General features: G+C 44.6%; 13 protein-coding genes. 4 read left to right on the forward strand and 9 right to left on the reverse strand.

Annotated elements, in window-relative coordinates:
* Positions 1 to 173 precede the first annotated feature (173 nt).
* Positions 174 to 599, forward strand: coding sequence for a DUF1573 domain-containing protein (locus tag B050_RS0106215; protein WP_018473034.1), 426 nt, complete (start codon positions 174 to 176; stop codon positions 597 to 599).
* 297 nt (positions 600 to 896) lie between these two features.
* Here the strand turns inward: B050_RS0106215 and B050_RS0106220 are convergent, their stop codons facing one another.
* Positions 897 to 2,786, reverse strand: coding sequence for a DUF294 nucleotidyltransferase-like domain-containing protein (locus tag B050_RS0106220; protein WP_018473035.1), 1,890 nt, complete (start codon positions 2,784 to 2,786; stop codon positions 897 to 899).
* Between the two features lie 209 nt (positions 2,787 to 2,995).
* On the opposite strand from B050_RS0106220, the gene B050_RS0106225 reads away from it, so the two are divergent.
* Entirely contained in the window at positions 2,996 to 3,658 is a 663-nt protein-coding gene (locus B050_RS0106225; protein ID WP_026235683.1) for an HAD family hydrolase, read from the forward strand.
* A gap of 47 nt (positions 3,659 to 3,705) precedes the next feature.
* Here B050_RS0106225 and B050_RS0106230 read toward each other — a convergent pair whose 3' ends face one another.
* The 5 genes from B050_RS0106230 to B050_RS0106250 all read right to left on the reverse strand — a co-directional run bounded on the left by B050_RS0106230 (position 3,706) and on the right by B050_RS0106250 (position 8,009).
* Positions 3,706 to 4,467: an SGNH/GDSL hydrolase family protein gene (locus B050_RS0106230; protein ID WP_044202046.1), complete on the reverse strand. Its 762-nt coding sequence runs from the start codon at positions 4,465 to 4,467 to the stop codon at positions 3,706 to 3,708.
* An 88-nt stretch (positions 4,468 to 4,555) separates the two neighbouring features.
* Positions 4,556 to 5,611 carry a S66 peptidase family protein gene (locus tag B050_RS0106235; protein ID WP_026235684.1) on the reverse strand — a complete coding sequence of 352 codons (1,056 nt, stop codon included), beginning with the start codon at positions 5,609 to 5,611 and terminating at the stop codon, positions 4,556 to 4,558.
* A 19-nt stretch (positions 5,612 to 5,630) separates the two neighbouring features.
* Positions 5,631 to 6,926 (reverse strand): D-alanyl-D-alanine carboxypeptidase/D-alanyl-D-alanine-endopeptidase, encoded by a 1,296-nt coding sequence (locus B050_RS0106240; RefSeq protein ID WP_018473039.1) that lies wholly within the window; start codon positions 6,924 to 6,926, stop codon positions 5,631 to 5,633.
* An 18-nt stretch (positions 6,927 to 6,944) separates the two neighbouring features.
* A complete protein-coding gene (locus tag B050_RS0106245) occupies positions 6,945 to 7,331 on the reverse strand; it encodes a DUF423 domain-containing protein (RefSeq protein WP_018473040.1) in 387 nt (128 codons plus the stop codon).
* 3 nt (positions 7,332 to 7,334) lie between these two features.
* Positions 7,335 to 8,009 (reverse strand): YggS family pyridoxal phosphate-dependent enzyme, encoded by a 675-nt coding sequence (locus B050_RS0106250; protein ID WP_026235685.1) that lies wholly within the window; start codon positions 8,007 to 8,009, stop codon positions 7,335 to 7,337.
* A 381-nt stretch (positions 8,010 to 8,390) separates the two neighbouring features.
* Between B050_RS0106250 and B050_RS0106255 the strand changes: the two genes are divergently transcribed.
* Both B050_RS0106255 and B050_RS0106260 read left to right on the forward strand, forming a co-directional pair.
* The gene (locus B050_RS0106255) at positions 8,391 to 9,926 is read left to right on the forward strand and encodes a GH3 family domain-containing protein (RefSeq protein ID WP_018473042.1); all 1,536 of its coding nucleotides are present in this window, start codon (positions 8,391 to 8,393) and stop codon (positions 9,924 to 9,926) included.
* Positions 9,927 to 9,929: 3 nt separating this feature from the next.
* Positions 9,930 to 10,562, forward strand: coding sequence for a LysE family translocator (locus B050_RS0106260; protein ID WP_018473043.1), 633 nt, complete (start codon positions 9,930 to 9,932; stop codon positions 10,560 to 10,562).
* A gap of 165 nt (positions 10,563 to 10,727) precedes the next feature.
* Here the strand turns inward: B050_RS0106260 and B050_RS0106265 are convergent, their stop codons facing one another.
* Genes B050_RS0106265 through B050_RS0106275 form a run of 3 tightly spaced genes read right to left on the reverse strand, consistent with a single transcriptional unit; the run spans position 10,728 to position 13,531 of the window.
* Positions 10,728 to 11,774, reverse strand: a complete 1,047-nt coding sequence (locus B050_RS0106265) for a vWA domain-containing protein (RefSeq protein ID WP_018473044.1) — start codon at positions 11,772 to 11,774, stop codon at positions 10,728 to 10,730.
* The gene (locus B050_RS0106270; RefSeq protein ID WP_018473045.1) at positions 11,761 to 12,660 is read right to left on the reverse strand and encodes a hypothetical protein; all 900 of its coding nucleotides are present in this window, start codon (positions 12,658 to 12,660) and stop codon (positions 11,761 to 11,763) included. The genes B050_RS0106265 and B050_RS0106270 overlap by 14 nt, the downstream gene beginning before the upstream one ends.
* Positions 12,653 to 13,531, reverse strand: a complete 879-nt coding sequence (locus tag B050_RS0106275) for a DUF58 domain-containing protein (RefSeq protein ID WP_018473046.1) — start codon at positions 13,529 to 13,531, stop codon at positions 12,653 to 12,655. The genes B050_RS0106270 and B050_RS0106275 overlap by 8 nt, the downstream gene beginning before the upstream one ends.
* Between the last annotated feature and the right edge of the window lie 95 nt (positions 13,532 to 13,626).

Consider the following 13,626-nt stretch of genomic DNA (forward strand, 5'->3'; position numbering starts at 1 on the left):
CCACATGCCGATCTGGATTTTGGATATATATGTCCAAAACCTTGACTATTCTTAAAAAAAATGAAACTTTTACACTGTAAAGCGTTAGAAGATAAGGGCAGAAGCCTAAATTTCGATTGGACTTTGGAATAATTATTGATAAAAACATTAGATAGGAATAAAAATAAACTACCATGAAAAAGTTAATTTTACTAGCAGTTGTGGCTTTAGTTGCTTTTGCCAGCCAGGTAAGAGCTCAAGAAACTAGCGTAAAATCCGAGGTAAAAGAGGCCGTTAAGGGCCCTGTTATTACCTTCGTTGAAACAGAAAAAGATTTCGGGGAAATTTCCCAGGGAACAAAAGTGGAGCACACCTTCAAGTTTACCAATACAGGTACTGAGGTGCTTAAAATTTCTAATGTGGCAGCTACCTGTGGCTGCACCGTGCCAAGCTGGCCTAAAGAGCCAATTGCCCCTGGCAAAACAGGCGAAATCAAAGTGAGCTTCAACTCTACAGGCAAAATGGGTAAGCAACGCAGTGTCGTTCGTATCTACTCTAATGCAAGTGAGCCGATCGAGAAAGTAGCTTTGATCTCTAATGTGACAAAGGAAACTAGATAATAGCTCCTCCAAAGAGCCAATTATAATTGGCCCTTTTTTAGGATTTAACATTTAAAACTCACCCCGAAACCGGGTCCCTAGGGATTCATTTCGGGGTGTTTTTTTTGCTTTTATCTTTTGGGTACTTCCAGACTCTTAATTATGCACCTTTCCTAGGTTGGTCATTTTTGAGGCCTGCGGCGAAATAGGTGTTTAATACCAAAATAAATTCCCCAAATCAGGAGAATCAGCACCATAATCTAGCTGGGTTTTAGGGTTTCCATGGCGGAAAACCAGTGTTATGAAGGAGGCTGAGGATCAGAAAATGGTATTGGTGAAAGCAATTTTCACCTTCATTTGGAAGTTTTTGATGACCTTAAAGATCTCAATCAAGGTGACTTTTTCGATTTTGGTCAGACTGGACATATTGATGAAGTTTCGGGGCTCTTCCTTGTCCAACATGATCTGCTGTGCCTGACGATCTAGTCGAAGACCCATCAGGTAATAGTAGGCTTGCTTAAGTTCCTGAAGTTCTTCTTCGGTGACATAGTTTTGAGCGGCCAGCGCTTCCAATCTTTCGCCGGTATTGGTCAGGAATATCTGATGTTTCAAGGCAAATACCCGCGTGATATCGACGATAGGAGTCATGGCTTTCTTGATGTCAAACACTTTTTGCTCTCCCATAGTGAAGGTCCTGATCCCCTTAAAGAAGGTGAGTGGTGGTTCGTATTGCAGAGAATTGGTGGCCATATTAAAGAAAAACCGCTCCAAGGGCTCTTCCAGCTGACTCCGCATATAAGTATGCAACTCCTCCAGAATGCTCACATCTCCATATATGGCCCGATTGTCAAAGAAAGTACTGTATTTCATTACCGTTTCCTGGGTAGATTCCATCATCCATTCGTCATAGTTACGCTTCCAATGCGATAGAGAATGCGTCCATTTGGGATTTTTGGCCATGAACCCTCCTTTGCAGAAGCTAAAGCCTATGGTATTGAGATGATCCGACACTTGCTCAGCAAATTCCAAGAAATAGCTCCTGACCAATTCTCGCTGTTCGTTTGCCTTATCCTCGTAAATGATGGCGTTGTCCTGATCCGTTTTTAGTGTTTGCTCTTTACGGCCTTCGCTGCCGAGGGTGATAAATACAAACTTGGAGGGTGCAGGGCCAATATCGTGGATGACCTTGTCAATCACCCTCAGCGCAATTGTGTCGGACACCGTGGTGATCACCTGATTCACTGTCTCCGATTTCACACCCCTATGGAGCAGTTGCTCCACGATAGCCGGGACCTGAGCCCATTTATCTTTTAGCTCCGCCACGGTGGTGGCTTGCTTTACCGATTGGATAAATAGAAATGGGGATTGAGACTGCTCACTCAGAAGCTTATTTCGGGATATAAAACCAATAAAATCCCCCTCTGCTTTGACTAATAAGTATCGGGTTTTGGTTTGAAACATCAGCAATAAGGCCTCGTAAATATACGCCTCCGCATCAATATAGACGATATCTTTTTTCATGATGACCTCTATGGGCGCTTCCGGGTTTACTGATTTTGCGATCACTTGGTCCCTCAGTGTTATATCGGTCACATAGCCCACGATATCCTGCCCTTGGCCAGAGATGAAGATACAGCTCGTTTTCTCCTCCGCCATCAGCTTAGCTGCCTCACGAATGGGAGTAGAGATGTGACAGCTGATGATCTCCCGAGGATTAAGCGAGCCCACTTGCTGGGTGTAGAAACTGTCAGAGGTAAGGTTGCTTTGTTGAGGATAATAGGTGGCGCCCTTGATGAAATGGACAAATTCCTCATCCAGCATCCTCTCCCCAAATTCTCTTATAAAATGGTCCTTGAAGTCCGCATGCTCAGTGCAAATCTGCCAAAAGGCTTCTTTTGATAATCGCAAAATCTTGGTACCAGGTAGAATGTCCACCGTCTGGAGAGAGATCCCTTTATTATATAGAATGGATATCCCACCAAACCAGGTACCCGGGCCATAGTTTTCCAGTCTTCTTTTTTGTTGGTTTCGGTCATAGAAATAGCCCTCATAGCCTCCCTCCACAATGAGGTCAAAACCATCAATCGTGGATTGGTTTTGGAGATATAACCTTCGCGACTTCTTATATTCTTCAGCCTTAAATTGGTCCTTAAGGGAAGATTGTAGGGTGCTGGGTAATATGGTAAAAGGGTATGGGAAATTAACCATGGGCTATAAACTACTGTTTCGAAGATGTCATTTGATGAAGGCAGTTCTAAAGTACATCATGGTAGTATTATCCGCAATGGTTTGGTGATTTTTATTGGGAAATATCCCAAACTATGCTGCATTCAGGGCCTGGAGGGAATTTTAATTATAGCGATAGAACCAATTTTTTTGGACTGATGTTTACCTTTTTTATCGAAACCGAACTAACTATGAGCAACGAAGATTTGACCTTTATTTTTGACCTGAATGGGACTATTATTGACGATATGCACTTTCATACCAAGGCTTGGCATCAGCTATTAAATGAGGAACTAGGAGCCAATCTTAGCTGGAATCAGGTAAAATTAGAGATGTATGGCAAGAACCCAGAGGTGCTGGATAGGGTATTTGGGAAGGGGCGTTTTTCGGAAGAAGAAGCCTTGCGATGGTCCATCAAAAAGGAAGAAAATTATCAGCAGGAATACAGAGCCCACCTGAGCCTTATTCCAGGCATGAGGGAGTTTTTTGAGAAAGCCTCTCAGGCTGGTGTCAAAATGGCCTTGGGAACTGCGGCGATTCCTTTCAATGTCGATTTCGTTCTTGATAACCTTCATATCCGCGACTATTTCTCGGCCATCGTCACGGCTGATGATGTGCTGCTAAGCAAGCCTAATCCGGAAACTTTCACTAAAGGTGCTGAGCTTCTGGGCCGGGAGCCTGAGGATTGCATCGTCTTTGAAGATGCCCCAAAGGGCGTGGAAGCCGCTCAGAATGCTGGTATGAAAGCCGTGGTGCTGACCACCGCCCATCCAAAGGAGGATTTTGACCAGTATGATAATGTCCTGGCCTTTATTGAGGATTATAATGACCCTTTTATTCTTGAATTAATATAATGACAGGTCCCCTTTTTTAGTAGCTTATTAAAAAAGGGGACGGTCTATTAATAACCTAAAGAGGAATGCACTTCTGGCAATAATTGATTTGCCCAGGAAGCGTAAATTTTACCACTTGGATGGAGGCCGTCCTCCACGAGATGCTCTGGCTGATGGCCTATCTGCCGGTATTCATTAGTGATGTCTATATAATAGACCGAGCGTTGCAGGCATATCTCCTGCTTGGACGCATTGAAAGCATCTATTTCGCTACTGACTTTTTCTTTATCCACTCCCTGCTGCTTAGCAAAGTCACTTACCGACCAATCTGGGATAGAAATGACTTTCACCCGATGGGTTTTGCCATCAGCAAAAGCAATGGCCTGGTCGAGGAGCTCACTTAGTTCCTGTCTGTAACTTTCTAGGCTAAGCCCTCTATATTGATTATTTACCCCGATGAGTAGGGTCACGAGCTCATACCTATTTCCTTCTATCCCTGCTTGCTGTATGCCTTGCTGGAGCTCTGCAGTGGTCCAGCCAGTAGTGGCGATCACCTTTGGGGAACTGATGGAGATGCCTTTTGCTGCTAGAAGCTTGGTGAGGAGGACGGGGTAAGTTTCCTGATTAGGCACTCCTTCTCCGATGGTGTAGGAGTCGCCAAGGGCCAGGTAACTAATGGGATCGGTAGTGGGGGATTCATTTGGCATGTCTGTGGCTTGTGGGCTGATGGACTTCCCTGAAGGCTGCGGCGCCAGGCTAGAGGAGCAAGACGCTCCGATAAGCAGGGTGCCCACCCAAATCGACGCTATATACCTCCTGGGAGTTTTCATTTTATAATTATTAAGAACTAAAGTGTAATCAATATTCCTTTCCTCTCTCAGGCTTTCTCTCATTAATAAAAGAGGCATGCCGATAAGTTTAGGCTTGGAAAATCTTCTCCATTAATTGAAATGTACCTTCATCGGCATTCATACTCACCTTAGCTCCGATGGGTACGATAAATTGCTTATCCACATGGCCGATCATGGCTCCGCGGTAAGCGGGGATACCAAGTGGCTGGATGAAATCCTCCAGAATCTGCAATATCGTCAATGAACCAAACCCTCCAGAAGGATCACAGTCTGAGCACTGCCCGAAGATAAAGCCTTTGAGGCCTTCCAGTGCTCCCATTAGCTGGAGGGTACTCATCATGCGGTCTATGCGGTAGGGAGATTCCCCCACATCTTCCAGGAAAAGTATCTTGTCCTTGAAGTCTGGCAAATAAGGGGAACCTGCAAGGCCCGTCAGGACTGTCAAATTTCCTCCTACAATAATGCCTTCAGCAGTTCCGGAATGGATCGTTTGGATTCTATTTTTCTTTACGATGAGATCATCGCCTTTTTCTTGTTCATTTTCATATTTTACCAGCTTCTGCTCAAAGAACATCTCCTCAAACTGGCTTACATTAAAGCTATTCCAGCTTCCGGTGCCATTAGGTCCATGGAAGGTGATGAGACCTGTCTGCGCATAGATGGCATTATGAATGGCGGTAATATCACTATAGCCCAAGATAGGTTTTGGGTTTGTTCGGATAGTTTTATAGTCTAATAAAGGTAAAATCCTTGCCGCCCCAGAGCCTCCTCTTATGCAGATGATTGCTTTGACCTGCTTATTGGCAAACATCTCATTGATGTCCTCAGCTCTATCCTTATCCTTGCCGGCTAGGTGCCCATAGCGATCGCTAAGGTGCTTTCCTTTGAGGACCTTGAAGCCTAGAGCTTCCAGGGTCTCCTCCGCAAATTGAAATAAAAGCTCATCGTTTGAGGCTGATGAGGGACTTACCAGGCCTACCAGATCGCCTTTCTTCAGAGGGGCTGGCAGCAGTGTTTTAGCCTTGACCTCTGTGTCAATGCCAGAGATATCCTTCGCAAAGCCCATCATGGGTGATAGCCCTGCGGTCAGCCCCAGCGCTTTGATAAATGTTCTTTTATTCATATCAAAAATTTTATTCAAATTAGTAATTATCCCGGATATATGACAATACCTTTTCCATCTCCGTGATGACCGTGCGTGCCTTGTAGGGAAAATTATTATTCATAAATGCAAAAGCATACAGCTTGCCATTTCGGGTCTTTATATACCCCACCAGCGAATGGTTATTACTGAATGTGCCCGTTTTGGCAAAGATATAAGGGCTGGCTGCTTTATACACATTCTTTAAAGTTCCTGATCTTCCGCCCGTCGGGAGGAGTCGGAATAAGGTGGTGTCAGGGACAATATGATAGATTTTTTCCGCAAGATTTACCATACTCCGAGGGGTAAATAAATTATACCTCGATAATCCAGATCCATCAAACCACAGCAGCTCATCTGGCATATCCGCATAGAGACTTTCTTTTAAATGCGCAATGACCTCAGCAGATTCTAGTTTTAACAGCAATTCATCGGAGACCATCATTAGCAGATGCTCCGCAATGAAATTATCACTTTCCTGGAGCATTTCCTTATATAGACTGTCCATAGGGATACCTGGAAGGACAAAGTGGGTCTCGGGGAGTTTTTCCTTGGATGGAATTACCTCCTTGCCCAGTTCCTCGGAAGCCAAAAGGGCAAAGGTCTCGGTAGAGGTGACAAAGGGGATATACTCCGGCTTAGTGGATGCCCGATACACCGTAGGATTATAGTAATAGAGATTTTGATGGAAGTTCCTTTCGATGTCTTTTATAGCTTTTTGGGTAGGCGTGAGGCTGTTTTCAAAATACCTAGGGCTAATTTGTGGTCTGCCATTGGGGGAACTGACCTTCACCAGATTACCATAAATAGGGAAGGAGGATCGCTCCGCAGCATAGGCATAGTTATAATCATCCCATTGCCAACCGTATCCGTAAGCGCTGTCCTGCCAGTTGGCATCGGAAAAATATATTTTTTGATAAGGAGCAAAAAACTCCTTCATATTCATCTGAGGTAAGGCCTGATAGCCCCATCCGGGATCGCCTGTGCCCCAGATCAGTAAGTCCTTGCCGCGAGGGATATACCTGAGCCTTTTGGTGCTGTCTCCCAGGGTGACCAAGGCGGCATAGAAAGTAAGCAGCTTGGTGGTGGATGCCGGAGCAAAATACTGATGGCTGTTTTTTTCGTACACCACTTGCTGCTGCTCTAGGTCATAGAGTACAAAGCCGGTGGGGTGATTGGCAAAAAACGACTGGTCTCCCAGCATATTTTCTAGCTTTTGACTAGGGGTGGATTGGGCATAAGCACGCTGCAATCCCAGTCCTGACAAAAGCCAAAAACAAAGCAGAATTCGATTCATAGGGTTAGATATACGCATTTATTGGCCCAGCTTATGCTTGGCTCCAAAGAATACCATGATCCAGCCAGCGATGAAGGCTAGCCCTCCAAGTGGAGTGATGGCCCCTAGCCAGGTAATGCCCGTAAGGGAGAGAATATAAAGCGAGCCACTGAAAATCAATATGCCAAGCATGAAGGCATAAATGCTTCCATTTAATAATTTATTTTCGGGGACTTTGGCTTGGAGAAGCCCTACAAGAAAGATGGCCAAGACATGATAGAACTGGTATTTTACAGCCGTCTCAAAGGTCGCTGTGCGACCATGTTCCTCCAAAATGGCCGCTAAACCATGCGCTCCAAATGCGCCTACGGCAACAGTGAGGCCGCCAAGGGCTGCTGCTAATTTTATGCTGGATAGATAATTCATGTTTTATCGATAGTTTCTATTTCCAAAAATGGCACTTCCTATTCTCACCATGGTGCTTCCTTCCTCCTGTGCCAAAAGATAGTCGCCGCTCATGCCCATCGACAATTCATCCATTTGGGTATTGGAGGGTAAGGACAGGCGGTTCATCTCTGCTAATAATTTCTTGAGACTGGCAAATTCTGCCTTCACGCGCTCCTGATTTTCAGTGTTGGTGGCCATCCCCATCAGGCCTCTTACCTGAATATGATTCAGCTCAGCATAAGCACTCGACTGGACCAGGTCAAGAAGTTCCTCTGGGCTGAAACCAAATTTAGTGTCCTCAGTCGCGATATGAACCTGGAGCAGACAGGAGATTTTTCGATTGGCTTTTTCTGCTTGTTTATTGATTTCTAAAAGCAATTTAAACGTGTCCACTCCATGGATGAGGTGAACAAAGGGCGCTATGAATTTCACTTTATTACGCTGCAAATGCCCGATCATATGCCAGCGGATATCCTCCGGCAGTAAGGCTTGCTTCTCCGTAAGTTCTTGGACCTTGTTTTCTCCAAAATCCCTGATGCCAGCAGCATATGCTTCCTCAATGGCCGAGACTGGCTTGGTTTTGCTTACAGCTACCAAAAGGCAGGCGGGATTTATAAAGGTGTCTTTTACTTGTTCCAGATTGGCTTGAATACTCATATCGGCTCTTGTATGATTTGGATGCAATGGCTGGTGGGCTCTTAAGGGATTTCCTAAAGCTGTAGCCTTTCTCAAAGATAGTGGCTGGAAGCCATTTTTGATAGTTTAGCCTTAGTAAATCCATCAAAGGCTAAAATTATAGATGAATTAGGAGTAAAGGAGATTATAATTAGGCCTAGGCACCGTTTTGATTGGGTTGGATTGCGGAGACGTAAGCCCTTCGCTAATACTAATTTTTTCTAAAAGAAGATTACTTCACATTCAGCCAATATAAACTTCATATAATGGATTTTGAGGAATTGGTATTAGGTGCTAGATTGGCGAAGTTAAAGGCTGGCGACCTTTGAGGGTAGGAATATAAGCGTAACTAAGTAATTCATTATGGCAATTATAGGTACCTTGCTCAAGAAGGGAATCCACCTTCGGGAGTCTCTGGAGCAGGAATATGGCTCGGCTTCTGAGCTTCAAAAGCAGGAATTAAAGAAGCTGCTCATTGCTGCGAGGAAAACCCACTTTGGAGAAAAATACCAGTTCCGGGGAATCCTGGAATCTTTCAGACAGGAGGGAGATGCTTACTATCAGGCCTATGCCAAGAAGGTTCCTATCTATGATTATGAAAAAATCTATGCGGAATGGTGGCATCTTTTGCAGCAAGGGGAGAAAAATATTACCTGGCCAAAGGCCATAAAATTCTTTGCCCTGAGCTCGGGGACTTCCGGCGCCAGCTCCAAGTATATCCCCATCAGTAAGGATATGGTGCAAGCCATGCGCAAAACAGGCGTCCGTCAACTGCTGACCTTATCCAAATATGACCTTCCATCCAAGCTCTTTAATAAGGGCATCCTTATGCTGGGAGGAAGTACTGATCTGGAATTTAACGGGACTTATTTTGCCGGTGACCTCAGCGGAATTACCGCTGGTCGTCTTCCCATCTGGTTTCAGCGCTTCTATAAGCCGGGGCAGAAAATCGCCAAAAATAAAAACTGGGGCGAGAAGCTCGATCAAATCGTAGAAAAAGCGGCTAAATGGGATATCGGAATCATCGTAGGGGTGCCCGCATGGTTGCAGATATTGATAGAGAAAATCATCGCACATTATCAGGTGGAGACCATTCACGATATCTGGCCAAACCTCACCATCTTTGTTCATGGCGGAGTTTGTTTTGAACCGTATAAAAGAGGTTTTGAAAAGCTATTAGCAAGGCCTCTGATTTATATGGAAACCTATCTGGCCAGCGAGGGCTTTTTGGCTTTTCAGGCCAGTCCGGAATGCTCTTCCATGAAGCTAGTCCTTAATAATGGTGTTTTTTATGAGTTCATCCCCTTTACTGATCAATTCTTTGATGAAAATGGGGACCTTAAGGAGGGCGTTCAGCCGCTGTCCATTGCGGGGCTGAGGGAAGGTGTAGAGTATGCCATGCTGATCAGTACCTGCGCCGGAGCCTGGAGATATATGATCGGAGATGTTGTGAAGTTTACCTCTTTAGAGGAGTGTGAACTAATTATCACCGGGAGGACGAAGCATTTTTTGAGTCTCTGTGGGGAGCATCTGTCTGTGGATAATATGAATAAAGCCATTCAGATGGCTGAAAATCAACTTAATATTCATATTCGAGAGTTTACGGTGATCGGCCTTCCTTACCAAAACCTCTTTGCCCATCAGTGGTATGTGGGTACGGATGATGCCATAGATCATGAGGTACTAGGGCAGAGGATCGATGATAATCTTAAGCAAATCAATGATGACTATATTACCGAAAGAAATCACGCGCTCAAAAAAGTATCGGTGCAGGTAGTGCCTAGTCGGAAATTTTATGATTGGATGAAATCAGAAGGCAAGGAAGGTGGGCAGCATAAATTCCCAAGAGTACTGAAAGGTGCCAAAATGGATTCCTGGATAGCGTTTCTGGATCAATAAGGAATGTGGGGGGTATTGCTGGAAGGAATGGGGATGGGCTTGGTTCTCAGTATGATTGTAGGGCCTGTGTTCTTTGCCTTAGTCCACAATAGCCTCCAAAATGGCTTCCGATTATCCGCATTTATGGCCTTGGGGATACTTCTTAGTGATGCTCTTTACGTATTGATTTCCTATTTCGGGGTGAGTATTTTTAGCCTTTACCCTCTTCTCAAGGTGATATTAGGCTATTCCGGAGGGTTGATTATGATAGGATTTGGGCTGATAAGCTTCTTTAGAAAAGTACCCCTTCCAGAAGCCGGGTTTTCCTCCTTCCATTCGCCCGTTCCTAGGAAGTGGAATAGTTATATCAAAGGCTTTAGCCTTAATGGGGTCAATCCTTTTGTATTATTGTTTTGGATGTCCATCGCGGAGTTTGTGCAAGTAAAAAAGCGGTATATAAGTACCGATGTATGGATGTTTTATATAAGTATGCTGCTGACGGTATTTGCCATGGATCTTACCAAAATCTATATCGCCAAAAGGCTGCGACAACTAATCACTCCTTCCTTCATGCTTTTAGCAAACAGATTTGTGGGATTAGTGTTGGTGGCATTTGGACTTCGGCTGCTCTGGTTTGCCGCGAATAGCACATGGTGATAGTCCAAACTGGCTCCCATCAGCCTTAAACCTATTAATTATTTTAGCACTTCTCACCTTGCTCACTGCTCCGGAAGGGACAATAAGCCAAAGCTTTTTCTGCTCATTTCTGTTAGGAAAATCAAGGGCAATAGAAGATAGCTCTTTATTGCCCCGATTCTTTATTTAATCCAAAAGGAAGTTATTCATAAAGCTGTTTTTCAATCCTAACCAAATAAGGAAAAACATAATCCCGAAGAACAGATATACGCGATAGTAATCCTGGGTTTCTTTATAGCGAGACTCTAGGATTTCGGCTTTCTCCAGGAGGTCAATCTGCTCAAAGATATTTTCTAAGGCTAGATCATCGGAAGCTCGGAAGAACTGCCCTTTTCCGATTCTGGCCAAGTCTCGTAAGGTAGATTCATTCAAATAGGACTCCACCATTTGGGGCCTTCCAAAGAAGTCGGTACCATAGGGTACCATGCCGTCTTTTCCCACAGCGATGGTATAGATCTTGATATCCATGGCGGAGGCAAGTTCCGCCGCAAAAACAGGGTCCACATTCCCCGCATTATTATCTCCATCACTGAGCAGGACCATCACCTTGGATTTGGATTGGGACTCCCTCATTCGGTTGGTAGCTGTGGCCACGGCGCTCCCGATTGCGGTCCCCTTGGCATCCATCATATCAAAGGAGATGTCCTCAATCAGGTCTGTCAATAATTCATAATCGGTGGTGAGTGGAGCTAAAGAAAAGGCTTCTCCGGCGAAAATCACCATCCCGATTCGATCACCAAACCGTCCATTGATAAAGTCAATGGCTGTGGACTTTGCCGCTTCTAGTCGATTAGGCTCAAAATCCTGCAAATCCATAGACTCGGAAATGTCCATGACCAGCATAATGTCTATACCCTCTGTGGACTGCTCCACTTTTTCATTTGACCGCTGAGGTCTTGCTAGCGCAATAATGACCATCCATACCGCCAGGAGGAAGAAGAGCGTGGGGATCAGCCGAAGGTAAGTCCAGGGATTACTTGCGGATACACTTCCGGGAAGAGAAAGCTCCAGTGAAGGGTTTTTGAGAAATTTGGTGAATTTACGGATTAATAGAATTAAGGGTACCACCCATAGCAGGTGGAGGACCCATAGATTTTGCCATTCGTAAGTACGAAGGGTCTCAGGTAAAAACCAATCCCATGAAAACCATTCGATAACCTTATTTGCGTTCATGGATTTCTTGTGTTTTTTGGTTGTACATGCTTGTGCATTCGGCTTTTAGTTGCTCGCAAGTGTTTTTAAGATCTTCGGCGGGTCTATTAGCATAAACTACAATTTCGATTTTCCTCAGCTCATCTTTTAGCTGTGGTTTTTGAAGGTGCTCGGCGATTTCGGTAGCGGTCCATTCTTTATAAGGCTGCCCACTGAGGCGCTCCATATAGCCTCTCCATAATGCTAGCAGGTGCTCGGCCTCGGCCAGGCTTGGGGCTTTTTGCATAGCCGCCACAGCCTTATTCCACTGCTCAAGGAAGGCCGCATGTTGCTTGCCTAGTTTTCGGACCTGCCATTGCTTCTTGATTTTCTTACCAAAAGCCAGCAATATTACTAAGCCTACCAGCAGCAGACCACCCAGTACAGCGATCAATATCGGATAATTGAATGCCCTTGGTACGGGAAGGTACTTGTCATTATGCTTAAAGGTCAGCTCTTCCGGCAAGGGATCGATGGTGAGCTGAAGCGATAGACTGTCTTCATTAGCGTAATGTACCAAGCTATCAAATTTCAGGATCTCAAACACCGGTAAAGCGTAGGGCTTTACGGGGTCCAGCGAAAAGTTTGATAGGAAATATACCGCGCTATCCACCGTCATGCTATCCGGCGTATAGGAGGTGAAGGTTTGCTTTCCAAGGAATGAAAAGTCCCTGTATCCAAAGGTGGAATCCGGAAAGACGATATTGGTCTGTTGGGGATAGGTGGCCTTAAGTACATAGCCCACTCGCTCTCCCAGTTTAGCAGAATCCTGAAGGAAATATCCTTCCACCTTGAGGTTTTGACCCATGGCGGAGGATATGCTAATGATAAATAAAATGCTGAAGATTATATTATTTCTCTTACCCACGTTTCATGGTTTTATTCCTGAACTTAAACAATTCGATCAAAGGAAGCACGATGTCTTCACGGGTGTCAATGGAAAGGTAATTGATCTGGTTTTTTTTGCATATTTCTCTCAGATTATGACGTTCTGTAGTGAAAGATTCGGAGATTTTTTTTGAAAAGCTACCAAAAGCGGTATTTACCCAGGTGGTTTTGCCTTCTTCCTTATCATACACGGGGATGATTCCGAGAGAGGGCAAGGCGGATTCCCGTGGATCGGTCACCTGGATGGCCACCACATCGTGTTTTTCGCCCATGGCTTTTAGCGATCTCTCGTAATTTTCATCGATAAAGTCGGAAATAATGATGATGATACTTCGTTTTTTGAGCAGGTTTAGCGAGAAGGTAAACATCTCGTTTAGGTCAGTTTTGATAGACTTATTATCATGCTTGAATATTCCCCGGATTACTTTTACCCCTTGCTTAGGGCCTTTGCCAGGAAGGATGACCTTTTCTTTTTGGTTGGAGAAGGAGATTAGTCCCACTTGACTGCCCTCATGGATGGCCGCTAGGGTGAGGACTCCAGCGATCTCTTTTCCAAGGTCAATTTTCTTTCGATTTTCATCACCGATATCCTGCGAACCACTGATGTCTAACAAAAAATATACGGACTGATCTTTATCTTCCCTGAAGGTTTTTACGAAGGTTCCATGGCCTTTTGCGGAGACTTTCCACTCAATGGTCCGAACATCATCGCCATATTGGTAAGGCCTGAGGTCGTCAAACTCCAAGCCTGCCCCTTTGAAAATGGATTGATAATCCCCCTGTAAGTGGTTATTAGCCACTTTTCTGATCATAATTTCGTATTTCCTGAGTTTTTTCAGTAGTTGATTCATGGGCGCATTTATTCCGAAGGCCTAAATTTAATGGACTCTATTGAATAATAAAACGAGTTATGACTATCATATTATCTAAATTTCAACGGAAATGG

Source organism: Echinicola pacifica DSM 19836, from assembly GCF_000373245.1.
Lineage (GTDB): Bacteria > Bacteroidota > Bacteroidia > Cytophagales > Cyclobacteriaceae > Echinicola > Echinicola pacifica.

Coding starts and splice junctions, on each gene's coding strand:
- B050_RS0106225 (WP_026235683.1), top strand. CDS start 2,996: ATGAGCAACGAAGATTTGACCTTTATTTTTGACCTGAATGGGACTATT.
- B050_RS0106240 (WP_018473039.1), bottom strand. CDS start 6,926: ATGAATCGAATTCTGCTTTGTTTTTGGCTTTTGTCAGGACTGGGATTG.
- B050_RS0106245 (WP_018473040.1), bottom strand. CDS start 7,331: ATGAATTATCTATCCAGCATAAAATTAGCAGCAGCCCTTGGCGGCCTC.
- B050_RS0106255 (WP_018473042.1), top strand. CDS start 8,391: ATGGCAATTATAGGTACCTTGCTCAAGAAGGGAATCCACCTTCGGGAG.
- B050_RS0106275 (WP_018473046.1), bottom strand. CDS start 13,531: ATGAATCAACTACTGAAAAAACTCAGGAAATACGAAATTATGATCAGA.
- B050_RS0106250 (WP_026235685.1), bottom strand. CDS start 8,009: ATGAGTATTCAAGCCAATCTGGAACAAGTAAAAGACACCTTTATAAAT.
- B050_RS0106265 (WP_018473044.1), bottom strand. CDS start 11,774: ATGAACGCAAATAAGGTTATCGAATGGTTTTCATGGGATTGGTTTTTA.
- B050_RS0106215 (WP_018473034.1), top strand. CDS start 174: ATGAAAAAGTTAATTTTACTAGCAGTTGTGGCTTTAGTTGCTTTTGCC.
- B050_RS0106260 (WP_018473043.1), top strand. CDS start 9,930: ATGTGGGGGGTATTGCTGGAAGGAATGGGGATGGGCTTGGTTCTCAGT.
- B050_RS0106230 (WP_044202046.1), bottom strand. CDS start 4,467: ATGAAAACTCCCAGGAGGTATATAGCGTCGATTTGGGTGGGCACCCTG.
- B050_RS0106235 (WP_026235684.1), bottom strand. CDS start 5,611: ATGAATAAAAGAACATTTATCAAAGCGCTGGGGCTGACCGCAGGGCTA.
- B050_RS0106220 (WP_018473035.1), bottom strand. CDS start 2,786: ATGGTTAATTTCCCATACCCTTTTACCATATTACCCAGCACCCTACAA.